Consider the following 26589-nt stretch of genomic DNA (forward strand, 5'->3'; position numbering starts at 1 on the left):
GCGATCATGACCCTGCACCGATCCCGACGCGCTACGCTTGCTCTGGTCGTTCTCATCGTCGTCCTGCTCCTTTTCCGCAGTGGCGCAGCGCAGGCGGGCGGCAGCGCCGGCAGCCCACCGCTCGGCGCGTGGCTGGCGCCGGACGGCGTGCCGCCGCCGGCGATCGTCTACGACGCCGTCGGCCGTTGTCTGTCTGCACCGCACTGCCCGGACCGCGAGCAACTGAAGCGCCTGCTCGAACGGTATGAGCGCAACTACGGCCAGCGCCTGGCCGGCGAGCGCCCACCGACCGCTCCGCCGGCACGGCGCGAGGTGGCGCCGACGCCCGCGGCACAGATTCAACCGGCCTATCGCGAGGCGAGCCAGGTGCGCCCGGAGTTTGCCCATGTGGGCGAACCGCTCGCCGCTCCGCCACCGGCACCGGCGCGCGCGAAGGGCAACCGAGCTCCCGCGGCCATACCGGCGGGTGGCGGCCTGGGCAGCAGCGGCGAACGCCCGGTGGCGAAGGCAGTCACGCGCGCCGCGCCGGCAAGTACAGCGCGCGGCAAAGCCGTTGATCGACCGGTAGTCGCTGCGCGCGGTTCGGCACAGGTCGCCGCCGCGGCGCGTGCGCCGGGGCGCAAGGCACGCTAGGCGCCCGCGACGGGCCGCATGAACGCCGTCTTGCAGGCCGCCGTCGGCTACCTCCTGCTCCTGTTGGTCGCCTGGTTGCTCTCGGCTCGGCGGGCGGCGGTTCCCTGGCGAACGGTCATCGGTGGCGCGCTGCTCCAGTTCGTCCTCGCTGTCACCATCCTGCGCGTGCCTGGCGCGCGCGAAGTCTTCGCCGCCTGCAACGACCTGCTGCTCGCCGTCGTTGCTGCGACCGGCGAGGGGACGCGGCTCGTCTTCGGTTTCCTCGGCGGAGCGGCGCTGCCTTATGCCGAGACTGCCCCGGGGGCAAGCTTTGTTCTCGCCTTCCAGGCCTTCCCCGTCGTCCTCGTGATGAGCGCCTTGTCGGCGGTGCTCTACTACTGGCGCGTGCTGCCGCTGCTCGTGCGCGGCTTTTCCGCGCTGCTCGAACGTACACTCGCCGTTGGCGGGGCGGTCGGGATGTCGACCGCGGCAAACGTTCTCGTCGGCATGATCGAAGCGCCGCTGCTGATCCGCCCCTACCTGGGCAGCGTCAGTCGCGGCGAACTGTTCATCATCATGACCGGCGGCATGGCTGGCGTCGCGGGTACCGTGATGGCGCTCTACGCCAGCATTCTGGCGCCGGTCGTTCCGGACGCGCTGGGGCATATCCTCGCCGCATCATTCATCAGCGCGCCGGCAGCCATCGTCTTCTCGGTCATCCTGGTCCCGCCGGAAGCGGCTCCGACCGGCGGCAGCCGGCAGTTGCCGAGCACCGAAAAGAGCACCATGGAAGCGATCACGCGCGGCACCAGCGAGGGCGTCAACCTGCTGATCAACATCATCGCCATGCTGATCGTCCTCGTCGCCCTGGTCAGCCTGGTCAATCAGCTTCTCGGCATGCTGCCGCCGGTGGCGGGCAGCGCTCTCTCGCTGCAGCGCATGCTCGGCTGGTTGATGGCACCACTTGCCTGGATGGCCGGCGTTCCCTGGAGTGAAGCAGCAACTGCCGGGTCGCTGCTCGGCACCAAGACCGTACTCAACGAACTGGTTGCCTATCTCGACTTGGCGCGCCTGCCGGCGAGCGAACTCACTGCGCGCAGCCGGATCATCATGACCTATGCCTTGTGCGGCTTTGCCAACTTCGGCAGTCTGGGCATCCTGCTTGGCGGCATGTGCTCGATTGCGCCGCAGCGGCGCGCCGAAATCCTCGAACTCGGGCCGCGAACGCTGATCTCGGGAACGCTGGCCACCTTGTCCTGCGGGAGCGTCGTCGCGCTCTTGGTGTAGACCCGGCGGCAGGAAGCGGGAAAGCGGCGCTGCTCCAACCGGAGAATCCTGCCGACCCGACCCTGCCGCGCTGACGACCGATGTTGCGGCGGCTCGCCGCTCACGCGCAGCCCGGGTCTGCCGCGCTCATTGTGTCCGGCGCAGGATCACCAAATGGCGCTTGGCACGCGTCGCCGAAACATGGAGCAGACAACGTTCGCTGAGCAGCGTGTCCTCGATCACTCCGGCGTCTTCTTCACGCGCGAACTCTTCGGCGTAGTACGCCGGCGTTCGGTAGCCAGCGACAATCACCACCTCGAACTCGAGCCCCTTGACGCGGTGCATCGTTGCCAGGCGGACGCCGGCGAGGCGTCGATCGTCCGCCGTGTTGCGCTCGAGTCGCAGCGTTGCGATGCCGGCAGCGTGCAAGACAGCCTGGTAATGATCGACCTCCTCGTTCGTCCGGCAGACCAGGCAGATGTCGCTCGGCTGCACGGCATCCGCCTGGAATTCGCGAATCAGTGCCACCAGACGAGTGGCTTCTGACCTGGCGTCGGGCAGCGCAACCTCGTCCGGCTGCGTGCCGTGCGTCAGCGAGCGATAGCCCTTGAGCGTATCCAGCTCGCCGTCGAGGTCATCCACGGCGCAACCCGCCAACTGGGCAACAGCCCAACGTCGGATTTCGTCCGTCGTCCGGTAGTTCACCCGCAAGCGGTGGCTGCGCCCGCGGATGTCGATCCCCAGCCGGCTGAGGACCACGCGGTGACGATAGATCCGTTGATGCGCGTCGCCGACCAGGAAGAGGTCGTTGTCACCGCTGGCGACCGCGGCACGCAGCAGAGCAAGCGCTGCCGCACTCATGTCCTGCGCTTCATCGACGATGATCGCGCGCAGGCCGAGCGATTCCTTCTGGCTGAGCAGGAGGGCGCGCGCGTCCCGGAAAGCTTCCTCGGGTTCGCGCAGGTTGGCACCGTGCAGTTGCGCGCGATACTCGGCGAAGACGGGCCAGAGCGCCTTGCGGTGCACGCGGCCGAGCTGCCCGCCGCGCCCCAGCCGACTGGCGCGCAGATAGTCGTCAGCGATTTCGCAAGCTTGCGGAAGAATGACGCGCTCGTACTCGGCGCGGAAAAAGGCGAGCGGGAAAGTGTTTCCTGCCGGTGCGCGTGTCAGCGCCAGGCGCCAGTACTCTCGGCGACGCGCTTCGTCGTAGAGCAACTCATGCTGATAGCCGAAGCGGCGCAGCAGGCCGAGCGCCCATTGATCGATGTTGGTGACGGCAATGCGCTCCATTTCCGCCGGGGTGCACAGCACGGCCAGATGCGAGCGAATGTCATCTGCCAAGGTACGCGTGAAGGTGGTGAAGAGTACCGGCTTGCCGGGAACGTCGGCAAACCTGCGCGCGAGCCAGGCGGCCCGGTGCATCGCCACGACGGTCTTGCCCGTTCCGGCTCCGCCCAATACACGCACCGGACCGCTCCACGCGCGCGCCACCAGGCGGCGCTGACTGGGGTGGAGAAAGACGCGCCAGCGTTCGAGCGGGGCGGCGAGCAAGGCGTCCACGTCGCTGTCGTCGGTGAGGACGAGAAAGTGCCGGCGGCTGGCATCGTGCTCCAGCGCCGTGGCGAAGTCCGAGGTATCGACGCTTGCCGGCGAAACTTCGCGCTCGGCAATGATCTTCTCGTAGCTTTCGCCGGCGGCGTAGAGGTAGAGAGCCTCAAACGCGTCGTCCGGCAGGTGCGGCTGCAGCTCTTCGAGTTGCTCGTCGCTGACGATCTGGCGCACGCGCGCCAGCGCACCTTCGGGAACGCCCATACGGCGGATTTCGCGCTCTCCGAGGCGCGCGAACAGTCCGCTCTGTGCCGTCTCTGCCCGGTCGGTCGAGGCCGCAGCGGCGTCTGGGGAGTGCGCAGCGTGCTCTTCTACCGCATACACCTGGATGCTGCCCAGGTCGGGGTGGATGTCTACCCGATGCGTTCGCGCCCAGCGGTAGGCGTCGTCATGCCGGTCCACCCAGAGCAGGCAATAGACGTCACCGGTAAGCGGCTTGAGGACGATCCCGCGCACGGCCTGATCGATGCGCACCGAGCGCATGTTGGGATCTGTGGCCTCGCGGATGGTTTCGTAATTGATGCCGGTCGCGCGCGGGTTCTGGCGGAACTGGGCAACGAACTTCAAGACGGCCTGTTGCCGGTCGCGCGGAATCGCCGCAAACGACTTCAGGAAATCATCGGACAAGGCAATCTTGGGTGGCGGATGCATCAGAATTCTCCTCGGCCTGTAAGACCATCAACAGCGCGGGATCAATCTCGCCGCCGGTCGCTACGAAACATCGCCAAGCGTGCTTGCTGAACGATGCCAGCGACTCCGACTCGTCGCCGAGCAGCACGGCGACTTTTCGGCGGACCCACGCCAATTCAGCTTCGGCGACGACGCGGCCTTTTTCGTCGAGCAACTCGTAGCCCGCGACGGGCGCTTCAAGCCCTTGCGCGGCCAGCGTTTCGAGCCATCCCTGAACTTCGCGTGCGGCGTAATCGGCAAGCTCGATCCAGACGGGATCCATGCCCCGAGCCGCGCAGTGCACCAGCGGCGCATCGCGCAACGAAGTCCACGCCCCCGCGTTTTCGCTGCCCGCCCAGAAGCGCGACAGAGGGGAGAGCAGATTGACGACCTGCCATAGCGCGTGCCATCCCTTCTGCAGTTCCTTCTCCGGCGTATTCTCGGATGGTTGCCAGGCCAGCAGTCCGCCCGGCTCGGTGTCGCGACTGAACTGGCCGGCGAGCAAGCCGGCGACCTGCGAGGCTGCAATCCCGGTCGCCAGCCGGATCATTCCCTCAGCCAGTTGCCGGCCGCCAATTCGCCGATCAGCATCGGCGGGCAGAGCGATCAGCCCGGCTTCGAGCAACTGCCGGCCGAGCGCCGAGCCCTCGAGGGCGACTGCCGTCGCCGGATCGCCATCGGGCAGCAGAATGCCGAGAGCGAGAATCGACGCGTGCCGCCGCATCATTTCGTGATCGAGCGTGCACAGGCGGGTGCGCAACTGCGCCATCGTCGGCAGCGCGCGCAGCCCGAGCATGTGCGCCAGGCCGAGCCTCCGGTACAGATCGCCGACCACATCCCGCGTCGACGACAGGCAGGCGGGCCAGGGCGAAGCGGCCGGCTCGCTGCTCTGCTTCAGCCACTGTTCGACATCCGCCCAGGTCAGCGTCCACACCGAGAAACGGCCGCTCTTGGCGATCGCCATGCGTTTCGCCAGATCCTGCTCGATCGTCTCGCGATGAAACTGCCAGCCGTCGAGAAAGACCGCCACCGGGCAATCGCCGCGGTCGTCGTCCGGCCAGAAGACGAAATCCGGTTGCGAAGGAATCACCACGCCATCGCCGGGCCCGAGTTCGACCTGCGGTTCGAGCCGCCAGCGCCGTCCGCCGGAACTCGCGCACGATACCTGGTATCCCGGTTTGCCCTTGACCAGGACATCGGTCACCCGCCAGCGATCGAGCGGGTCGGCCCCCGGGCGGCGCAGCGCTTCGAGAAAACGCGCCTCGAGCGCGCTATCGAACAGCGGGTTGGCTGGCTTGAGCTGCGCCAGGCTGTCCAGCGGTGCCAGTTGAGCGCGATGATCCAGGATCTCGCGCAGCAGCTTCTGCGCCATGCGCCGCGAAATGCGCTCGCGATCGTGGCTGTTGCGGTACGCATAGAGGCAGCGGTAGCAGCCATCCTTCTCCGGATCGTGGTTGCACTCGCACTCGTCCATCGCCGTGAGCGCGGCGGCGAACACCTCGAACAGCGGATGCTCGTCGCGCATCAGTTCCTTGAGGTAGCCGGTGCCGCCCGGCACGCTGTCGTAGATCACCAGATACTGGCGCGGCGATTCCTCTCCGCTGGCCAGACGAATATCCAGCGCAATGCGCAGGTGGTCGACCGCGCCGCGGAAGCGCCGTGACAGGCCGAGGCGCAAAGCGGCAACGAACGACTGCAGGCGCTCGTCGGCGCCGCCGAAGCTTGCTTCGGGAAGGAAGAGGCGAATGCCCTCGCTGTCGAATTCGCGGTACAGGAAAACGCAGCGCTGCGTGATCGCCTGTTCGTCGCGGCGCCGCGGGCAGTAAGGCGCATGATTGCGGAACTCCTCGCCCGCCCGCCGGCGCCGCTGCAGGGTGCCGCAATCGGGGCAGACGGCAAAACCCGGGCGCGGCTGTTCGCTGCCGGCAATCGTCATCGGCGCGCCATCGGGCTGGCGCTCGCCGAAGTTGATCTCGCGGAAGGACACGCGGTTGAGGAACTCGAAGGCGAAAGGAAACTCGCTGCGCGCGATGGCAAACGCCTGGCGTACGGCGTCCGGCGGGCTATCGACCAGGGCCTGACGAACAAAGAAGCGGCGCTCACGCTCATCCGTATCGTCGGCGATACTCGCCAGATGTTCCGCCGTGCGCGCATACACCTTGGTCAGCCGCAGCATGTCGCGCACGCGTCCGATGTCGCTCCATCCGGGGTCGCCGCAACGCGGGCAGGCGTCGCGCTTCGTTGCCCGACCGTCGGCTTCCGCATACGAGCACTGACGGCAGAAACGCCACTTGCTCGGGCGGTCCCTGGAAACGTCGACCTGCTCGATGCTGACCTTGCGGTTCTCGGCGTAGAACACGCTGCCCGGCGCCAGCTCGACGATCGCCGCCGCACCCGGTCGCTCGTATTCCAGCGTCAGCGCGGGCCGCGGGTCGGCCGCCGTGACCGTCGTCCCAGGCTTGCGTTGGCGCAGGATCACCGACTGCAGCAGCACGCCCTGTTCCGGGAACGCGTAGTTCGGCAACAGCCCCTCGTCGGTGAGAACGTTGAGCGTCGCCCGCTCGTGAATCGCCGCAATCAGCTTGCCGAGCGCCGCGCTCTCCTGGCGCAGTTCCGCCATTTCGTCTTCGTCGCTCTCGCCCTTCAGCGGCTTGCCGTCGATCTTCTTGACTTCGCCGTCGACCCGCTCGCGGCGCCGGCGCAACTCCTCGACGTCTTCGCCGATGGAACGCAGGTGGCTCACGATCTTCCACGCGAAGCTTCCCTCGGTGCCCGCGTCGCCCTCGACGAACCGGGTCAGCCAGGCACGCGTCGCGGCGGTCAGCGTGCTGGCGCCGTGCGCGAACATGCGCAGGAAGCGATCGAGCAGGGAAGCGCGGTGGTGCTCGACAAAATCGAGCCAGGGATAGGGAAAATGCGCCAGATTCGACTTCAGCACGGCTCCCAGGACAGGCCGGATGGTCGCCGGGATGCGCGCCTTGGCGCCGCTGGCGCGCACCCAGGCGTCGAGCGTGAAGGCGGTCAGTTGCCTTTCGAGGACCGCCGAGGCGTTCAGGAAGACGCCCGGCGCGGCGACGTTGCCGGCCACCATCTCGCGCGGCGACGCCCAGAAATAGAGGTCGTGCGGGCGCGCCGTCGCCAAGGTCAGCAGGAAAGCGTTGCCCGTTGCCCGTCCGGCGCGACCCGCGCGCTGAAGGTAGTTCGCCTGCGCCGGCGGCACCGAGCAGAGCAGCGTTGCCGACAGGTCGCCGATGTCTATCCCCATCTCGAGCGTCGGCGTCGCGGACAAGAGATTGACCTTCCCCGGTCGGGCTTCCCGGCTCATGAACACCCGCTCGATTCCCTCGCGCGTCGCGCGCGCGAGCATCCCCGTATGTTCGCGCGCGAAAATGCGCTGCACCTCGGCCGACAGGTACAGGCGCCGATGGAAGCCGCCCTGCCTGCCCCGGCGCTGCGCGGCGTCCGGCCCGCCGTCGCTGGCGGATACGCAAGCTGGCGGCGCTTCTTCGCTTGCCGGATCGCCCGTCGCTTCGAGCCGGCCCGTGCAGCGCAGGCGTCGACAAGGCTCGCCGGCCAGATCGAGCGCGCTGGCCGCCTGCAGCGACTGGCGACAGGCGTTGCACTGCCAGCGCGTGCCACCTGTGCGCAGAAGAAAGACATCCGGGACCAATCCCCAGACGGCGACCCCCTTCTCGCCCTCTTCGGCGCGGGCAATTCCCGCTTGCTGCAGAACCTGCAGCGCCAGACGATAGACTTCCGCGATCACGGCGTCGGCGCCCAGCGCCAGCGAGGCCAGGGCCGGGAAACTCTTGCAGGCCCAGTCGCGATGGACCCCCGTCGTATCGGCGAGCACGCTGTCGCAATTGAAGTATTCCGGCACGGTCAGGAAGCGCGGCGGTCGCGGCCCGGAGAGCAGGCGATACTCGGCGGGGTTCTTCTTATAGGCGAACGGCCGTGCGCCCTGCCTGGCGTAGAACACCAGCCCCTTGTCCCACCAGGCGCCGATTTCCTGCAGGCGCGCGAGCAGGCCGACGATGAATCGCCGCACCTGATGCGCAGGCGCATCGGCCAGTATTTCGATTTCCTCGCCCAGGCGGGCGGCAAGTGCCGCCGTCGCCTGTTCGCACAGGTCGTCGTCCACCTGCACGCTGGCGGTCAAGGTGGCCGGCAGCGTACGTCCGACATGCGCATCCTGGCCAAACTCGGCCAGCACCACCCAGGGCAGCACGTTGGCCATCAAGCGCGGCACGTCACTGTCCGCCGGCAGCTCGCCGGTCGCGAACAGCGTTTCCGCATCGCGCAGCCAGTTCAATTGCGGCGGCAGGAAGTTCGCCACGAAACCGGCAAGCCCCAGGCGCTCCTGCCAGTGCCGGGCAAACGCGGGATACAGCGCAGCCAGCGTCAGTGGCTGGCCCGCGGCGTCGGCGGCAGCGATCACCTGCGCCAGAGCGGGCCGCAGATTGAGGCGCCAGGTGCGCGCAGCGAGGAAGCCGGCACGGTGCGCGGCGTCCTGCACCGAGTCGGAGAAAGCAATCAGCTTCTTGTCGGCATTGAACCGGCTGCCGAACAACTGGCTGATCGACACGCTGGCCAGACTGGCCGCCTGCGAGCCGAGAATGGTCAGCGTCTTGTGCCCGCCGCAAAATGGGCAATGGTGATGTGCAACGCTGAGCGGGCTGCCGTTGCGCCGCACGACCTTGCGATTGGCCGCCAGATCGACGCGCAGCAACTCCGGCGTAGCGTCCGCACCGGCGCCGCAATGGTTGCACCGGGTGTGCTCGAGCGCATGCAGGCTGCCGCAAGCGACGCACAGCTTCTTCGGCTCGAAAACGCGCCGGTCGAGCTGCGCCGCGCCGGCGGGGAAGACGAAGCGCGTCGACACGTCTTCGGCGAAGAACGCGGTGTAGAAGCTTGGCAGGTCGGCGTGCAACTGATTCGGGCTGGTCCGGGCGATCGTCGCCCCCCAGCCCATCGCATGGCAATCGCGGCAATGGATCACCGGCAGGTGCAGGCCGTGGTCGGCACGCCCGAGGTCGGCCTGATGGCGCAGCACGGCTTCGCCAGACACCTTGGCCACCATGCGCCGCAGTTCGCGCAACCAGAGTTCGACGCGTAGCGCGAGCAGCGGCAACAGATCGTCTTCGCCTTCGATCGCCGGCTTGCCGGGTACTTTCTTGCGGCGGGCGTGGGCGATCAGCGCCACCAGGCTCTCCAGCCAGCGCGCCAGATAAACCGTCTGTTCCTCGGCGCGCAGGCGACGACCCACGCGCGACAGCAGGTCATCGAGCGGCACGGCGCGCCGGCCGAGCTTGTCCATATCACGCAAGAGATTCTGGAACGCCACGTGCGACTGCAGGCGTTCGCCGAGCGCGACTCGCCAGTCGAGACGTTCAACCTCGTCGGGGCTCACCGTCTCGTCGAACCAGAGCGAATACTGATCGGCCAGATACGCGGCGACCGACCTTGCCCGACTGCCGTCGAGTCGGTCGACGTCGGCCGGGCGCGGCCATTGCATGTGTTCGACCGTGCATTCGGCCAGGTACTCGCCGACCGACAAACGGTCTTCACCAATTACCGCGTCGGCGTCGACCTTCTCGCCGAACACGTCGCCGGCGAAGTCGAGCAGCGAACGCTCGCCATCATCACCCAGCGTGGCCGACGTGCCGACACAGACGAGTTGCCCGGGCGGCGTTTCCAGACGCGCCTTGACGCGCCGGATCAGGCAGGCGAGATCGGTGCCCTGTGCGCCATCGAAGGTATGCAGTTCATCGACCACCAGATAGCGCAGCGTGTCGGGACGGTTGTCGGCCCACAGTCGCGCGTCATCGGCGCGAATGAGCAGGAAGTCGAGCATCTTGTAGTTGGTCAGCAGGATGTCCGGCGGACGCTTGCGTATTTCCGCGCGCTGGGTGATCACTGAATACGACCCATCTGCCAGTTGCTTCACCGCGTCGGCTTCCTCGTCCGCCGCGTCGCCGACGTACAGCCCGGCGCGGATTCCCGCCAGCTCCGGACGGCCAAGAATCTCCTTGGCGATGCGCCTGGCCTGGTCGCTGGCGAGCGCGTTCATCGGGTAGAGGAGGATCGCCTTCACCCCCCGGCGGCCGAGGGCGGCCTGCGCGCGACAATGATCGAGGATCGGATACAGAAAACACTCGGTCTTGCCCGAGCCGGTGCCGGTGGCCACCAGCGTCGAGCGTGCGTCGTCGCCGGTCAGTCGCTGCCAGGCGCGCGACTGATGCGCATGCGGCGTGAACGTGGCCGGCAACCAGGAGAAGGATTGGTCCGGCGCGCCGCTGCGAAAGGGCAGCGCGAGCGACAGATAGGGCCCGCGAAACAGGCTGCCGGGTTGCTCGAGGAAGCGCTCGATCAGCGTCTGAAAACCCGGCGTCGTCGATGGGAACGCGCTGCTCAGGAAATCGGCGACGCTGCGGCGGACCTCATTGGCGACAGTCAGCGGTAGCATCAGGTACGGTCAATGCGTGCTGCCGCCCGCCTCGGCGACGGGCTGCGCAAGCAGTTGCGAAATTCCCATCATGAAGCGCCCCCAGGGCGCACGCGAGGTCAGCTCGAGCAGGCGTTCGCGCGCGGCGCCGATGACCACGGAAAACCCGGTAGACGCCACCAGGGCATGCGCGACGGCCGGATCGAGCGCAGCCTCCAGGCGCATGATCGCGTAGACCTGCAACTGAAAGAAATAGGGCGGATTGACGCTCGCCTCGCGGTCGCACTCGACAACCAGGTCGACGCCAAACGTCCCCGGCGGTCCATCGATTGCCTGAATGTTGAAGGATTGCTTCAGGTTGGTGCCCGATCGCTCGCCCTGAGGGTCGTGCTCGGCATTGGCACGTACTTCCTGGATCGGAAAAAACAACTCCTCAAGCCGCAATGGGAATGGCATTTCCACGCTTTCCACCTCTCTGTGCCTGCGCCCAGGTCTTGCCATTGTTGATCTGCTCGCGGGGCACGCCGTCGTGCATCTCCAGCCAGCGCACACTGCTCGACCTGGCGGCGACATGCACGCTCACCCGCGCATCCAGCGCGTGCGCCATCCGCGCCATGCGTTCGATCGTCAGGTTCGCATCCCCGCGCAACGCCACGCTTACCGCGGCCGCGCTGGTACCAAGCCGGCGGGCAAGTTCGCTGCGTTTGATGCCCAGTTGCTCCATGCGCCGTTCGATCCCGACGGCGAAATCCATCTTGGCCTGCTCCGCCGCGTATTCCGGCGATCTCTCGACTTCGGCCAGCCAGTTCAGTTGTTCCTGTACGCCACTCATTTCGTCGGCTCCCATTGCAGCGTTCCCTGCCGCCTTGCCACAAGGAAGGCATCCTTGATCCGTACTGCCCGGGCGATCTCCATCGGGTCCGCCTTTCTCGATTTCTTCACTGCGCCATGGGTCAGCACCAGCAGAGTGCCATCCGTATCCACGAAGCAGAACACCCGCAAGCGTCCCTTGATGAACTCCCAGATGCCCTGTTCCTTGTTTGCCTCGTGGAACACCTCGGTACTCAACAATCGCCTTCCCTCCGTCGCATACCGGTCGAACAGCGCCGGCATGCCGCGCGCGCTGCCCTGCATGTCGGACGGGGCATCCTGAAGGAAGCGCAAGACCGGCACTTCATCGCCCTCCACGACGGCAGCCACCTTGAAACGCTTTTCACCGAGAGCGACGAGTCTCAAATCTTAACCTATAGATTAATAGATGGTCAGCATGTTCCGCAGAGTTTTGCGCATACGTTCATGAACTTTCGGAAAAGTGCGCCCACGCCAGCCGGTAGTCCGCTTCGCGGTCGGCCAGCGCAAACGGCGCCACGTACTCGAGCGTACGCTGCACCGGGCCGCCGGGCAGCGTGTCGTCGCGCAGCGGGCGGCGGATGCGGGTGCCGAGCGGGAGCGTGCGCGCATCTTCCCAGCCGAGCGCGCGCGATTGGCTCTTGCCGTCCGGGTAGACGATCTCGCAGGGGGCGTCGCGCTTGCCCGCCTTGCGCGGCAGGCCGACGCCGACCAGCCCCTTGCTGGCCGTGAACACGATGCGCCCGTGCGCGTCGTACCAGGTGTCGGCCTCGTACTGACGCATCACCGGGAACTGCACGCGGTAGAGCGTCAGCAGCTCGTCGAGCGTCAGGCCGAGCGCCAGCGAGGCGAGCACGTCGATTTCCACCAGCGCCTGCCGGCGCGCGTAGTCGCTGCGCAGAGCGCAGTGGCGCTGCCATTCCGGGGTGAGCCGGGCGAAGAAATCGGCCGGCAGGCGAGGATCGCTGCTGGCGAAACGGTCGTCGCGGAAGTCGTCCTGCCAGCATTCGCGCCAGAGGTCGGCGTAGTGGGTGGTGAGGCAGTTGAGGGCAAGGGTGCGTAGCTCGACGCGCGGGGAAGGTTCAAGGACTGGCAGCAAGCGCGCCGTGCCATCACGAAAATCGTTTTTCCCGGAAACGCGAACGAGGAAATCGAATGGCAAAGATGCCCAATGTCCGACGGTTACCGAAGGCAATCGCTGATCTTTCAAAGCGGTGCTGAAGACACCATCAATGTGCGCTGGCCCTGGGGGCAGAATCGCCGGCAGAACCGAACGCTCGTTGCCAGCATGCGCTCCGCGCCGTGCACTCACCCGCACGAACGCCGTCACCGGCTTCCCTTCAATCGCTCCCTCATCTATCCACGGCACGCGCGGAATCCGCGCAGCGTACGTCGCGGTATCGCACGCCCGGCAATAGTTGCTGCGCGGCAGGTAGTCGTCCGGCAACGCTTGCAGATCGAGTACATCGTAATGGCTGTTCTGCGTGCACACCGCGCGCGGCGTCTTGTTGAGCGGGTTGCCGACGAAGAAATGCGGGCCGGACAGCACCAGTTCGCCGGGGTCGCTGACGAAGCCGGTTTCGCGGCGGATCGTTCCGTCGCGCTGGGCGCCGGTTTCGTGCCACATCTCCAGCGTGAAGTACTCGCCAGCCAGGTCGCCGAGTCGACGCGGCACCTGGGCGAACTTTTCCAGCACCGAGACCAGTTCGCGCGAATGCACTGCCGGCAGGCGCGCCTGCTCGGGCGGTGTGCCGCGTTCGTCGTACAGCCTGGCGAAAGTCGCCAGCGTCGCGCGGTCGACCTCGATGATGCGGTTCCTGTGGCCGGCAGTCTGCCAGCGCCCGGCGTCCGACTTGATTCCCGGCGTCGTTCCTCCGCCCGGGTGTTCGAGGCTGGCGCGAATCGTCGCCGGATCGAACAGGTTGGCCATGTGCCGGAACCGCGGCGACTGCGGCGGTCCATAGACGTTGATGCTGAACTTGGTGTGGTGATCGACCTCGGGAAACAGCATCAACTCATTGACGAACTGATAGTGCGCGCGCAGCCGGGCAAAAGTCGGTGCCCGCAGGACGGCGCCCTTGGGGTCGTCGTAGATGCCTTCGGGGTGGAGCAGGGCCTGAATGCCGTGCGCCGGATTACCCAGCCGCCAGGCTACCGGCAGGAAGCACTTGAACAGGTTGGTTTGCGAACCTTTGAGCAGCGGGTAATTCTGCGTCGCGTTCATGAACGCCTGCATGCCCTCCTGCCCGGCGCATTCGTCGATGTAGTTCTGCCGCGCCGCTGCTGCCGCAGCAAAAACCGCTTCGCGCCGGTCGGCGGCTTCCTTGGCCGAGAGTCTGCGCAGCGCGACCAAGGGCGAATATTCGGCGAGCAAGGCTTTCTCGTTCCACTCGACCTTGATCCACGGCGGGTTGCCGAGAATCAGGTCGAAGCCGGCGCGCTCCTGGAACAGGTCGGCGAACTCCAGTTCCCAGTGGAAGAAGCGTTGCGTTCCGGCGATGGTGGCGGCGCGCTTCAGGCGCGGGTTGGTTTCCAGCAGAACATCGAGATTGACGTAGCCGTGCCGGTCGCGCTCGACGGTGAAGTCGAGCGTCAGTTGCGGCAGGGTTTCAGGAAAAAGATCGGTCGGGTTCGTGCACGGCAGGCGGGCGTTGCCGAGCACCAGCGTTTCCAGGTCGAACCACCATTCCTCGCGCGTCGGCAGGTCTTCCGCGCCGGTCACCGGCCAGAACCACAGCGCGCACCAGTAATCCATCACCAGCTTCAGCCGGCGATACGGCGAGGCGTTGCGTACCCGCTCCGAGAGCATTTCGCGGGCGTAGATGGCGTCCTTCTCCCGGGTCGACGTCGGCGCGCGGTTGGCCGCCGGATCGGGCCAGACGTGCAGTTCGTCGGCGGTGGCGCGGCGCACGCGCGCCAGTTCTGCCGCGTGCAGTTGCCAGAGCGCTTCGACGCCCTCGGCCAGCGCTTCGGCGCGGACGATTTCCGCACGTTCCAGCGGCCTGATGAATGCCTTGCGCCAGGTGCGGATGCGCTCGAAGCGTTGCGGCTCGAGCGCCCTGACGACCTTGTCGCTGACGCTGACCATGCCGTCGGCCGGCAAGAGGAAATGCCAGATCTGGCCAGCCCGGCGAGCGTCGGCGCTGGCGAGACGACTGGGCACGGCAGCGCGCCAGTCGCGCTCGGGCCGGCCGCCTTCGCCCTTGCCCGGCGAAAGCTGGGCCGTGGTGAACACCTCGCGCCGGCAGCCGACGAGCGAATTGCCGTTGAAGAGCTGCAGGCCGAACCAGGGAACGTGCGCGCCCTTGAAGATGGCGTTGAGCCACAGCGACACTTCGGCCAGTTCGACCGCCACCGGGTTGAGGTCGACGCCGAAGACGTTGTTGTCGGCGATGTACATCTTCACGCGCTGCTTTTCCTCGGCGCGCCGGTCGTGCGCAATGGTCTCGCCGACCTCCTTTTCCTTGCGCCGCAGGTAGGCTTCGGCCAACTGGTCGATCGCTTCGTTGAGGAAAGCGGCGCTGCCCATCGCCGGCTCACAGACGGTCAGGCGCAGGATGTCGTCGGCGCTGGCGCAGTGTGCAAGCAGCGCGTGCACGGCATGCTCGACCAGGCAGCGCGTGAGCACTTCCGGGGTGTAGTAGGAGGCGCTTTTCTCGCGTTCGCGCCCGGCCAGACGATAGAGGAAAGTGCCCTTGCCGTACCTGCGCGGCTCGCCGCCGAACAGCGTTTCCGCCGGGGTGTACTGCGCGATGTCGGCAGCCGGAACGAACCAGGCCGGATCGAGCGGGTTGCAGGCTTCCTTCTTCGCCTTGTCGCGCACGAACGGCGTGTCGTCGCCTTCGTCGGCGAACGCGTCGCTGTCGTCGATCTGCGCCGCGTCGTCTCCCCGGTCGTCCTCTTCGTCGTCGCCCTGCGCTTCGCTCTTGTCCTGCCTGCGATCCGGATCGGGCCGGACTTCGTACAGGTCGGTTTCGGCAAAGAAGCCGCGGAAGGAGAGCAGCGCCTCGTAAACGGCGCCCAACTGGTTGATTCCCAGGGTGCCGTAGCTGATCCTGCCGCGCCGCTTGCCGCCCTCGCGCGAGAGCGACATCAGCCTGATCACCCGTTGCAGCACGCGGTTGCGCAGGCGCACCGAGTTCAGGATCGGTGTCGCCTCGGGATCGAACAGGTGACCTTGCAGCGGCGGCAGCAGAAAACCCGTGTTGTCGGACATGCCGGCGGGCAGCGCCTGCTGAGATTCCTCGCTTGCCGCCGGGAAGCCTTCCCAGATCAGCTTGAAGAGCAGCTTGAGACTTTCGTGCAGGTAGCTGCCGTCGAGCGCTGCAGGTGTCGAGAGCGGAACCTGCTCGAGATCGCGCAGGTGCTCCAGGCTGTAGCCCTGGCGGTAGGCGTCGGCAGCGACCGGGGCGTAGCCGAGCTCGGGACGCGCTTCGAGATAGAAGACGAAGAGCAGGCGATACATGAAGCGCAGGCACTCGCGCGAGAGTTGCTGCGCGAGGTCGATGTCGTTGCGCTCGAACACCTTCTCCTTGGCAACCTCGCGCTTGTGGCGGATGGCTTCGTTGGCGATCAGCTCGATCGCTTCGCGCAGCGCGTACTTCAGGTCGCCGGAGACTTCGAAGGCGTGGCGGTGCGAACGGTCGGTCAAGCTGTCGAGCAGCGCGATCCCGTCAGCGGGCAGCACCGATGCGCGCCCGGCGAGCGCGGCAAACGCGCGCAGGAGCTTGTCGTCGCGCGTGGCGAACAGTTCCGGCAGCGTGAAGCGCAGGTGCGCCTTGCGGCCCCACTTGTCGCGGTCGATCAGCAACCACTGTTCGTGGTGCACCAACAGAACCCAGCGCGCTGGCCGGCTGTCGGCGAACACTTGCTTGACCAGCGCCTCTTCCCAGCTTGGGCCCGCCTTGGGCAAGAGCTCACAAGCACCGTCGAGCAGCCTGGGGGCAAGGTTCAGGGCCGCGTGTTCTTCATCGCCAGGCGCGGCGAGCGCCGGCAGGACGACCAGTTCCGGGCTGCTCCGCGCGTTGCGCACGATCGCCAGCGCGGGTATCGCCAGTTCGTCGAGCGCCAGAGTTTCGGGGGCGAGGGCGTAGCCGAGCGCGCTCAGGATCGGCTCGACCAGATCATTCAAACGGGCGACGCGACCGGGCAGGGATTTCTCGCGCAGGAATTTCTCGTGCTGCCGGTAATAGCCGGCAATCGCCGCACGCAAACGCCCGGGCGGGCTGGCTGCGCCTTCCGCATGCCAGCGCTCGAAGAGCGCCTTCAGATCGCGTTCGACGATCTCGTCGAGGTAGTGCTGGCTGTAGAACTCGTTGACGTTTTCCAGTCCCGGGGCGGTGAAACTCATGGCGCCGATCCTCCCGCGACGAGCAGTGCCAGCACGGTGAACTGCGCGCGCTCATCAAGCTTCAGCGTCTGTCGGGCCCATTCCTGATACTGCGCGAAGAGGTCGTCGGTATGGGCTGCGCGTTTCATTCTGTGGCTTTGTGCCAGGCCACCTGGCGTCTGGGCAAAATCGAACTCGATCTGGGTGAGATGGCGCTGGCGCAATGTGCGCAGGCGGTCCAGCTCGCTGCTCAGCCTTGCGCCGTGCGCGGCATCGAAGGCGCGTTTCTTTTCCCGCAGGACCTTGGCCGCTTCGTCCAGCGCCGGCGCAAGGCGGCGCTGCCAATCGGGGACGGCGATCGGCACGCCATCGTTGATCAGCTCGCTGCGGCCGAGACCGGTGCGCGCCAGGACGTCGTCCAGCGACAAGGTCGCGATGGCGGCGCCATCGGCATCGAGATGCACGCCTAGCCATTCGGCGAGGACCGACTGGCCGCGCCGGTTCGGAATCTGCCCGGTGACGAGGACGATCGCTTCGCCAGCGGCCAATCCGCGCGCCACTTTGAGCACCGGCGCCTTCTGGCGCCCGAAGAGCGCGAGCATCTTGTAGTCGAGCCACTGCAGGAGCGGATGAATCGGCCAGAGATACTGGATGGCCGGCCATTCCTGCGTGTCGCGCGCGTGCCGGAGGGCACGATCGATTTCTTCCCTGGCCGACGACAGGGCGAAGACGTTGTCGCTCGGCCACATCTCCGGCGCCAGCTCGCGCTCGAGCAGCATCGCCAGATCGGCATTCGGCTGCAGGGCGAGCGAACGCTTCGCCTCGTCGCAGCGGGGCAATGCCTGTTCACGCGGATTCAGTCGGTGCAAGCACTCCAGGCCGGCGCGGGCGTAGGCGAAGTCATCGGCGAACAGGGATGGCAGGCTGCCGACCGGGGCCGCCGACCGGTCGGCGGCGTGCGCAGGCTCGGCGGTCGTCGCGTCAATCGGCGGCGCTTGCTCGAAAAGTTCGTCCAGCAACGCGAAACCGTTCTTGCCGGTGCCGTCCAGCCAGGCCGAGAAAGCCTCCGGGCGCGTCGCTTGCTCGATCGTTTCGGCGACCTTCTCGACCTCGAGATCTTCGTCGTAAAGGCCCATGAAGCTGGAGGGGTCGCCGATGTTGCGCGCTGCCTCGGCGTCCTTGTCGATCAGGATCTCGAGGATGCGCAGGTCGCCGCGGATCTTCTCGTCCGCCGCTTCGGTCATGCAGTAGGCCAGGCGCGGCGTCCGGGTCTGCCCGTAGCGGTCGACACGGCCGTTGCGCTGCTGGAAAACCATCAGCGACCAGGGAATGTCGAAATGCACCAGGCGATGCGCGCAGTAATGCAGATTGAGTCCTTCGGAGGCGACATCCGAGGCGATCAGCAGGCGCAGCGGTGACAGGGTCTTGCCAAAATCCTCGACAATCTTCTGCAGGTCGCCGTCCGCCAACTGGCCGTGCAGGATGGCGACCGCACTCGCCGGCAGGCCGAGTGCGCGGGGCAGGTGTTGATGCAGGAAGTTCAGCGTTTCGAGGCGTTCGGTGAATACCACCAGGCGATCGTCGGCGGTCTTGCCATCCCATCGCCAGCGATGCTCAGCCGCTGCCGTCGCGCCGCGCAGTTGCCGAACAAGCTCGTTGAACTTGGAAAACTGCTCGGGACCGATGGCGGCCACCGCCGCGCGCAGCGCTTGCAGTGGCGCCAGATCGGGGTGCGCGGCGTCCTTGCCGCGCGTGCGTCGCAAGCGCTCGTCCAGGGTATCGAGACACGCTGCCGGCGACGAGAAGAGGGATTTCTCCAGGGTGGTGCGAAACAGCATGCTGCCTTCACGTGCTCCTTCGTCGGACTTGAGTCGGAGCAAGCGCAGCGCGTCGAAGGCGGCGTTCTCAGCCGGCGTCGCCTGCGCGGCAAACTTGCAGACCTCCCGCTCGGGGAATTCGCGGCGAATCTGCTCGCGGACATCGCGCTTGAAGCGACGCACGAACAGATGCTCGACATCGTGTCGGGTGTAGTCAGCCCCCGCCGGCAAGACCGTTGGATCGAGCATGCGCACCAGGCTGGCGAAGCTTTCGCGCTTGCCGTTGTGCGGCGTCGCGGTGAGCAGCAGCAACGCGTCCGATCGTCGCGCGAGCAGGTCGGCCAGGCGGTTGCTCTGCGTGCGATTGCCCTTGAAGCTCACGTTGTGCGCTTCGTCGATGATGATGATGTCCCACCAGGCGTTTTCCAGATGGTGCCGGTACTCTCCGTCGCGCTTCAGCGTGTCGACCGAAATGATCGTTCGGTCCAGATATTGGAAGGGGTTGTGGTTGGCAGGAATGCGCCGCCGGATACGCTGGATGCCGTCCGCATCCAGCCGCGTCAGCGAGATGGCGAAACGGCTCCAGAACTCCTGCTGGAACTGCCGCATCATCGCGCGCGTGGTCACCACCAGGATGCGCCGTCCCTTGCCGCGCCGGATCAGCTCCGCGGTCAGGATGCCGGCTTCCAGCGTCTTGCCCAGGCCGACGGTGTCGGCGATCAGCAGACGCGGGCGCAACTGCTGGAGAACGCGATGCGCCGGATCAAGTTGAAACGGCAGCGCGTCCATCACCGCCCGATGCCCGAGCACCAGCTCGTCGGTGGCGGGCACGGTCTGCCGTAAGCGCGCTTCCAGATAAAGCAGCGAAGCCGTGAAACCCGGCGATGGATCAGCCACCAGCTCGGTTTCGCGCGGGTCGATGGTCTCGATGCGATCGAGCAGAGTCAGAAAAACGGCCTCCCGATTGCGCACCAGCTCCGATACGCCGATGCAACGCACCTGATGGCCACCGGCAGTGCACTGGTCGGTATTGCGCACCAGCCACTCCTCATCGCGCACCAGGACGCGGGCGCCGGGTGGAGGAAGGGATTCGGCAGTCGTCATCGATTCAAGGGTCTCCTGCTTGGAGAAATGATGCAGACTTGCTTGTGCAAACCTACACCGCAGCGCTTGCGCCCCCGCGCGAGCGCCGCAGGCTGCGCCAGCGTCCTGCGCGACCAGGGCTCGTCCGGCCGGGTGCTCGCCAGGTAGGCAGCCTCTCCCGCGTGTCGTTCACCCAGGCGAGCGGACCGATCGCACACAGACGCGCGTCTTCGAGCAACGCCTGCAGCGTGGCGTGGCGCGGCGCCCGATTCACGCGCTCCCGCTGCCGCGCGGGCGACGCGCCACGCTTTCTACCGAAAGGCGAACGGATGAATCGCATTGTAGACGGCGTTGTCGTCGATTGGGCAAGCACATATGCCGCGTCGCCGGCGAAGGCGCTGCGCGGCGGCGACGGCAAGCCTCGACGCCAAGCCAAAACCTCGCGCGGGTTTCCGATCTCGCCGATCAGCCGCGTCAGGCGCATCTCGCACGGGCCGGCGCGTACCGACTGCCGTGCGCCGCTCGGCTGGGGTCGCTCATGGCGTGGCGGTTACGCTCCGCCGCACGCAGGGACTCGTCGTCCCGAGCGACTCCGCGCCGTGACGCAAGGGAAGTCGAGCGCCGTAGTCGGCCGGCAGAACCAGTGCCTCAGCAAGGATTCCGCATCGTCGACTGTCCGTCGTCGCCGCTGAGCGAGGCAGGCGTAACAGATCTCTTCCCGGCCAGCGCCGACGGCTGGAGCGGTATTCACGACGGCATCATCGCCCGAAGCATGCGGTGGAGCGATGCGGCAAGCCACGAGCCGCTGGCCGCCTTGCGGAATCTCCTGGCGCAGGGAGCTCTGGCAGAGCACAGGACCGGAGGCGGGTTCCGATACTCTCAGCATCCACAGCCATAGCTGAACGTATCGTGACCGAGCACCTTCCAAGCGCCGTTGATGTTGGCGAGTACAAGACGGTACCAGCGATCGTCTGTTTTGGTTGGTCCGACGAGATGCCCTGGCCCATTTCCTTCCCCTTCCCATACGGAAATATCGGGAATCCCGTCCCTATCCAGATCGTAGTTCAAATAGGAGCCGCGCACAAAGCCCGTGTCATCGCGTTTCAGCTTGATCGGGACCTCGTTGAGAATGGCCGGGCCGGTTGGCAATTCGATGTCCGTATAAAAGGCAAAAAGGCTTCCCGCGGGATTGCGTTTTCGACTTTTTCGCTGGTGGTCAGCGCGGTATTCTTCGTTGACATCGACGCGCAAATAGCGCCAGACGCCGGGATCGGCGTCACCGAATTCAAACCCCGCAATCCAGTCAGAGCAATGGGGTTCATCGATGTCATGCCACAGGGTTCGGGTTTTGCGAATAAAGCTTTTTTCTACCCGCAGTCGACCGTCTCGAAATAACTGCACGCGCTGTAGTGGCCGTACGAGGACCTGAGTGTGCCTCAAGATGTCGTATAGCCCCGGTGTACTGCCATCCTCATCGCCAGCTTTGGGAGTCGGGCGCGGAGTGACCAATTGCCGGAAAACGATGCCAAATCTGCCGCTGGCCTGCTCGGCGGTAGCGTTGGGGGGCGCAAGTTCTGCTTCGTTGCGGAACAACGACGGGCGCACAATGGGAAAATCCAGCTCGCGAATGAGACGAACGACGCGTGCTGCGCCACCATCGGCAGTAATTGCGTCGTGCAGTGGCCCCCAAAGACCGATCGCTGTTTGTAGATTCGTGGCAGCGCTCTCGGTCCGCCATTCTCGCTGGGAAATTTCCTTCGGCACATTCTTCCCAGTTGCCCGCAAGCGTCGCGCTTCTCCGCTCAAATTCAGATCTTGCGCTGCCTGACGCTTGAGCGATGACCAGGCCGCGTAGGGCTCCGGCTTGCGGCCATTGATCCCCAGCGCCAGGTGGGCCTTCATACGTTCCAGCACCTCGTTACGCGGCCAAGACCCCCGCGGCAGAATGTTCAGGTGCTCGGCATACTGCTGCAAGGCGTCCCAACTGGGCTCCAGCCAAAACGCGCGCTCGATATCGTCACCAGATGGCGGCGCTTCCCCACTTCTTCGGTAGCCGCGGACATGCGCCAGAACCACCGGAGTCGGTGCCAGATAACGGCAAGCGACGTAACCGCTCGGGCCATTTGCCGGTTGGACTTCGCAGTAGCCACTCCCCGGGGCTTCGCGCGAGAGCTTGACGATCGCGTTCAGCCCCAACCGATCAAGGATGGGGGCGTCCTGCCGCGGTGCCTCGCGTAGAGTCACCGCATTTCCGCTCACCCAGCGTTGCGCGGCATCGGCCCCATCCGCACCGGCCTTCGGGCGCGCAACACGATCGGTGCTCAGGTGCTGACAAGCCACATAGCCATATTGTCCGTCGCCTTCGATGTAACAGAATCCTTCGCGAGGCGCCATCTTGAGGATCACTTCCGTGCCGCGGGATAGCTTTCCCAGAACCCTTTGCTCCGGGCCCGGCCCCGCTCGCACGCGTAGATCGTCTACCCGCACCCAAAGAGAAGACTGAGCAGAAGACCCCGCCTGATTGGCCAGCGATGGCAGGACAGGAAAGATGAGGGCGGCAGCGGCGACAAGATCTGATCTTTTCATGTTCACTCCTGAAGGTCTTGCTCTGCTACAAAGCTGACGCAATATATCAATTTAGCGGATCTTTGCGTTGGGCGATCGCTCCGCCGGCTTGCCGCTCCGCCACAGGCAGCAGGCACGACAGTCGCGGGCTCATGTCGTTCTCTTTTCCTCCTGGCGCGCGCATCTGGCGGAACAAGCGCCGAACTGAAAAAAAGTATCCTTATGCCATATTCGTAACCGCCAACCGGTACGCCAACATGGTCATGACCCCCCTCGCCGGGCCATATTTCCCGAGGAAGCGATTCCAGATCGAGACTGTTCGCGCGGGCCAGGAAGCCGCGAGGGTAGGCGTTCCTGTTCCATTTATTCTATGGATTGACGTTCTCGCCGAACCTGTGTTGTCGCGCACTCTGATTTACTTTTCGGCGGCCATTCTCGGTGACTCTTGCTGAGCCAAAGGCTGCACGGGATCTGCCCGGAATTCGCGAATCAGCGCCGCCAGAGGAGTTGCCTCGGACCTTGCGTCGAGCAGCGCTAACGCGTCCGGCTGGGCGCCGTGAGTCAGCGAGCGATAGCGATAGAGCGTATCCAGCTCGCCGTCCAGGCCATCAAAAGCGCAACCCGCCAACTGGGCGACAGCCCAAGGCTGGATTTCGTCCGTCGTCCGGTGCTTCACCCGCACGTGGCGGCTGCGCCCGCGTATCTCGATACCCGGTCGGGTGAGTAGCACTCGGTGACGATAGATCCTTTTCTGGGGTGTCGCCGACCAGGAACACGCCGTTTTCACCGCTGGCGACCGCAGCACACGGCAGAACGAGCGCTGAAGCGTGGTCTCCGGGCGCTCTCCGTCTTTCCGGTGATCGACCGGGCGTACAAGACGGTGGTGCGGCGGAGGCGCACAATCCGCACGGCCTTGTCCCACGCGTGAATACGGTTTTGAAGCATGTCTTTAAAGCGTGTGTTTCCGGATCTGGGGTGAACCACCGATGTTGCGCTCGGCCCTGTAATGACCGTCGCTGTTTGAGGGGAAACAGGGGTGTTTCGTCTCGGGGTATTCAAGAAGCACTGGGGCGGGGTCAAGGGCGGGCGAAGCCCGGCAAAGCGAACCCTTGACCCCGCCCCAGTGCTTCATACGCTGCGCCGGCAGGCCGAATGCGGCAATATTGCCGCATTCGCCTTGACAAGCAAATGCGCTTTTCGCCACTTGTTTCGCCTCGAATAGGTCGGGACGAAGAGTCTTGAACAGGGCGGAACGTAACACTTGGGACGACGACGTTCGGCTCCGGATTCTCGGCCTCGCACACATGTGACTTCCGCGTGCGGAGGCCCCCTTTTGTCTCACCGCATTTCGAAAGCTTCCTGGTGGAATCTGAACCGACGGTGTCCGCTACGCCCGAGTGCAAGCTTGAGCTTTTCGGCCAAGCCTTGCGGCCCGCAATACCAGATCTCGGATCGGCACGAGCCAGCCTGCGCAGGGGCCACATCGGCAGCGGTCAATATTTCACCCTGGTGGGCGCCATGAATGTGCAGCCCGATGCCAGGTAACGCGGCGCAAGCTGTCTCCAGACGGCCGATAAACGGATCATTGCTTCGATCACGGGTGCAGTAGTGGAGATCTGCGGAAACTGGGCTCGACGTCTGTTGCAAGGCATCCAGCCAGGCGAGGAAGGGCGTTACTCCGATCCCGCCGGCAATCCAGATTTGTTTGGCGCCCGAATCATGACGGGCCATGTCGAAGCGTCCATAAGGCCCTTCGACCCTTATGGCTTGACCGACCTCCAGTCGCTTGCCCAGGGTTCGGGTGTAATCACCGAGCGCCTTGATCTGGAAACTCATCCTTCGATCACCGCGATCGGAAGTGGCGATTGTGAATGGGTGCGCCCCCTCTTTCTCATCGAAGGTAATGAATGCAAACTGACCAGGGCGATGGCCAGACCATTTTTTGTCGAGCTGGCAACTGACGGTAAGCACATCCGGGGAAGCTGGGTCGATGGCTGTCACGGTTCCGCTAGCGCGGCGCACTCTCCCGATGCGACCGAGCAGCGAGCAGAGAGCGCCATAGATCCCACCAACGCCAAGCAAAGCGATGAGAATGCCGACTGGTTGGGTCCAGTAATCAGTCGGCGCGAGCATGGCGGCATGAAGCGCCAGCATCAGATAAAGCACCGGCATGGCCTGATGCACTACCCGCCAGGTCTTATAGGGAAAGCGCTTCCATAAGGTGATGACCAGCATTGCCAGCACGAGATAGAACGCCCACTCCCCGATGTCCTTCGCCAGGTCGCGCATCACTTCCAGGAAGCCGGTAAATTGCTCCTTGGGTATGCGGCCTTCGCGTCCGACCATCGCCTTGAGAATGTCTCCGACGACTTCCTCGACCAGCCAATGCACGACGGCAAAGCTCACCGCGAGAATGCCGGACCATTTATGCGTCCGATAGACTCGATCCATGCCGCCTAGCGGGGTTTCGAGCCAGGCGGGACGTGTGGACAAGAACATCGTCAGCGACATCAAAGCGATCGACAGCAGACCACTCAGATAGAGCGCTTCCTGCCGGATTACCCATGGCAGCGCGCCACGACTGCTACCACCCGTGGCAAGTACGTCCACTCCCCAGGCCAGCGTGACGATGGCGAGTAGAGAACCGAGCAAGATTTTCATGTCTGGACTCCTGATGGGTCATTTTCCGGAGGCAGGTTGAATGGCTTCCGTTTGGGGCAAGTCGTCTCGGCAGCGTCGTTCGTTGCACTCAGTGGAATTGCGCTGTCTGCTACTGGCATGGCCACCGTCGTATTTGATATGCTTGGCGTCACGCTGCCGCTGGTCGATGACATCGCCCGTTTGCGGATGCACATACAGCTTGATCCGCCGGCCCGCCTGGTCGGTGGCCTTGACCTCATAGCTGCCGCTTTCACGTTCGATCTTCTCGATATTCCGATAGCCGGCAGATTCCAATCTGGCGTGCACCTCGGTAATCGACAGCCATCTCGCCTTGTCGGTATTGGCAGTGCGCACATCCTGGGAATGGCTCGAAATGGAGAAGAAAGCAGTGGCAAGCAGTGCAGTGATGGCTGATGGTCGCATGGTGAAATCCTCCTGCTCAGGAAAGTGTCTGAAATAGTCATTCTTCGTAATAACCTTGTTCTGCTGCGGTATGGCAGGCGACGCAGTTCGCTTTGCTGCGCACGTCTTTGTGGCGCCACTCCCACTCCGGAACCTTGCGATGTTCGCTTACCCACTTGGGCAATTGAGTGATGCGCTGCGGAGCAGCTCCGGCGACAACGCCTTTGAGCAATTTGCTGCTGTAGCGCTGGCCAGCGGCATCACCCGCATTGGCAATGAGATAGCTCCTGATCTTCTCCGCGGTGGCCGGATCGAGGCTGGCGTTATCGCCGAAATGATTGTCCAGTTCGCCCATCATGCGTTGCCAGGATCGTGCCGGGAGCATCGAGGGGGGAAAGGCTAGATGGCAGCCGCCACACTCCTCCTTGACTAGCGGATCGGCTACCGGGGAAAAGAAGTGGCGGTCACCGGCCTGAGCACGGGCCAAAATAAGGGCAGAGAAGGCCAGGGTCACGAGGCCGATGGCAAGCGGGCGGTGGGGAATTCGCACGGGGGTCTCCTTCTGTTGTCGGCGGTCAGAAACCGCGGAAATAGGGTGGCGAAGAGCGCGGGACTGCATGGCTGTAAACGTGAAGACGGACCGCACATAGTCGTGCCGCAGCGTACCGGTCGTTCTGCCGCATCAAGGGTTTGCCATGCGGGTCTGGTGGCCCGCCCTCAACCCGGCTCCAGCTCGGAAATTTTCGTGCCGGATTGCTTGGCGGCAGCAGATTCCCGCGCGCTTTGCCTGCTCTTGACATCGTTGCAATGGAACTACTGAGTGATCACGAAGGTGAGCCAGTCACCTTTCTCCTGTGGGGTACATTCGCGCCCCAATACCTCGGTACAATTGCGCTTGAACCATTTTTCGACCTTGGCGGGATCGGTATAGCGCGTCGGTGTCACCGACACGGCAAGCGGTTCGATCGTCTTGCCGCTCGGCGCCCGTCCGGGACCCCGGGTGTCCTTGCCGTGACAGGTGGTACAGGAGGGTGTGTCCGGCTTCCCACCCGAAAAGCTCTGCGTATGCAAGGCTTGGCCGCGTACCGCGGAAAAACCCCTGGCGTTTGCGGCTGCCGCATATTGCGCGAGCAGGTCTTCGCGAGGACCGGCAAAGGTGGCGGTGCTGAGTATCATGACAGCAATTCCTGAGGTGACGACCAGCCTGTTCTTCATGCGTTTCTCCTGGCGGTTAGCGAACTGTGGTGCGCACTTTGCGCCACCCCGCCTGAATCAATGCTGAA

General features: G+C 65.1%; 15 protein-coding genes. 2 read left to right on the forward strand and 13 right to left on the reverse strand.

Features of this window, described 5'->3' with window-relative positions:
• The first annotated feature begins 6 nt into the window (after positions 1 to 6).
• Together Q1L59_RS09440 and Q1L59_RS09445 are read left to right on the forward strand one after the other, a co-directional pair.
• On the forward strand, positions 7 to 633 hold the full coding sequence (locus Q1L59_RS09440; RefSeq protein WP_300331332.1) for a hypothetical protein: 627 nt from the start codon (positions 7 to 9) through the stop codon (positions 631 to 633).
• A gap of 18 nt (positions 634 to 651) precedes the next feature.
• Positions 652 to 1899 (forward strand): nucleoside transporter C-terminal domain-containing protein, encoded by a 1248-nt coding sequence (locus Q1L59_RS09445; protein ID WP_300331335.1) that lies wholly within the window; start codon positions 652 to 654, stop codon positions 1897 to 1899.
• A 126-nt stretch (positions 1900 to 2025) separates the two neighbouring features.
• Here Q1L59_RS09445 and Q1L59_RS09450 read toward each other — a convergent pair whose 3' ends face one another.
• The 13 genes from Q1L59_RS09450 to Q1L59_RS09510 all read right to left on the reverse strand — a co-directional run bounded on the left by Q1L59_RS09450 (position 2026) and on the right by Q1L59_RS09510 (position 26521).
• Positions 2026 to 4137: a UvrD-helicase domain-containing protein gene (locus Q1L59_RS09450; RefSeq protein WP_300331338.1), complete on the reverse strand. Its 2112-nt coding sequence runs from the start codon at positions 4135 to 4137 to the stop codon at positions 2026 to 2028.
• Entirely contained in the window at positions 4103 to 10621 is a 6519-nt protein-coding gene (locus Q1L59_RS09455) for a DEAD/DEAH box helicase (protein WP_300331340.1), read from the reverse strand. Before Q1L59_RS09455 ends, Q1L59_RS09450 begins: the two co-directional genes overlap by 35 nt.
• Before the next feature lie 9 nt (positions 10622 to 10630).
• Positions 10631 to 11056 carry a hypothetical protein gene (locus Q1L59_RS09460; protein WP_300331342.1) on the reverse strand — a complete coding sequence of 142 codons (426 nt, stop codon included), beginning with the start codon at positions 11054 to 11056 and terminating at the stop codon, positions 10631 to 10633.
• Positions 11034 to 11447, reverse strand: coding sequence for a helix-turn-helix transcriptional regulator (locus Q1L59_RS09465; protein WP_300331344.1), 414 nt, complete (start codon positions 11445 to 11447; stop codon positions 11034 to 11036). The genes Q1L59_RS09460 and Q1L59_RS09465 overlap by 23 nt, the downstream gene beginning before the upstream one ends.
• Positions 11429 to 11836, reverse strand: coding sequence for a type II toxin-antitoxin system RelE/ParE family toxin (locus Q1L59_RS09470; RefSeq protein ID WP_300331345.1), 408 nt, complete (start codon positions 11834 to 11836; stop codon positions 11429 to 11431). Before Q1L59_RS09470 ends, Q1L59_RS09465 begins: the two co-directional genes overlap by 19 nt.
• A gap of 58 nt (positions 11837 to 11894) precedes the next feature.
• Entirely contained in the window at positions 11895 to 16799 is a 4905-nt protein-coding gene (locus tag Q1L59_RS09475; protein WP_300331348.1) for a class I SAM-dependent DNA methyltransferase, read from the reverse strand.
• Positions 16796 to 19699 (reverse strand): DEAD/DEAH box helicase, encoded by a 2904-nt coding sequence (locus tag Q1L59_RS09480; protein WP_300331351.1) that lies wholly within the window; start codon positions 19697 to 19699, stop codon positions 16796 to 16798. The genes Q1L59_RS09475 and Q1L59_RS09480 overlap by 4 nt, the downstream gene beginning before the upstream one ends.
• An 858-nt stretch (positions 19700 to 20557) precedes the next feature.
• The gene (locus Q1L59_RS09485; protein ID WP_300331355.1) at positions 20558 to 22264 is read right to left on the reverse strand and encodes an SH3 domain-containing protein; all 1707 of its coding nucleotides are present in this window, start codon (positions 22262 to 22264) and stop codon (positions 20558 to 20560) included.
• 394 nt (positions 22265 to 22658) lie between these two features.
• On the reverse strand, positions 22659 to 22973 hold the full coding sequence (locus tag Q1L59_RS09490) for a hypothetical protein (RefSeq protein WP_300331358.1): 315 nt from the start codon (positions 22971 to 22973) through the stop codon (positions 22659 to 22661).
• A 608-nt stretch (positions 22974 to 23581) separates the two neighbouring features.
• Positions 23582 to 24904: a ferric reductase-like transmembrane domain-containing protein gene (locus Q1L59_RS09495; protein ID WP_300331361.1), complete on the reverse strand. Its 1323-nt coding sequence runs from the start codon at positions 24902 to 24904 to the stop codon at positions 23582 to 23584.
• Positions 24905 to 24922: 18 nt separating this feature from the next.
• Positions 24923 to 25327 carry a PepSY domain-containing protein gene (locus tag Q1L59_RS09500; protein ID WP_300331363.1) on the reverse strand — a complete coding sequence of 135 codons (405 nt, stop codon included), beginning with the start codon at positions 25325 to 25327 and terminating at the stop codon, positions 24923 to 24925.
• A gap of 37 nt (positions 25328 to 25364) precedes the next feature.
• Positions 25365 to 25856: a diheme cytochrome c gene (locus Q1L59_RS09505; protein WP_300331366.1), complete on the reverse strand. Its 492-nt coding sequence runs from the start codon at positions 25854 to 25856 to the stop codon at positions 25365 to 25367.
• Between the two features lie 263 nt (positions 25857 to 26119).
• The gene (locus Q1L59_RS09510; protein WP_300331369.1) at positions 26120 to 26521 is read right to left on the reverse strand and encodes a DUF1924 domain-containing protein; all 402 of its coding nucleotides are present in this window, start codon (positions 26519 to 26521) and stop codon (positions 26120 to 26122) included.
• Positions 26522 to 26589 lie beyond the last annotated feature (68 nt).

This window comes from Accumulibacter sp. (assembly GCF_029255125.1).
Classification (GTDB): Bacteria; Pseudomonadota; Gammaproteobacteria; order Burkholderiales; family Rhodocyclaceae; genus Accumulibacter.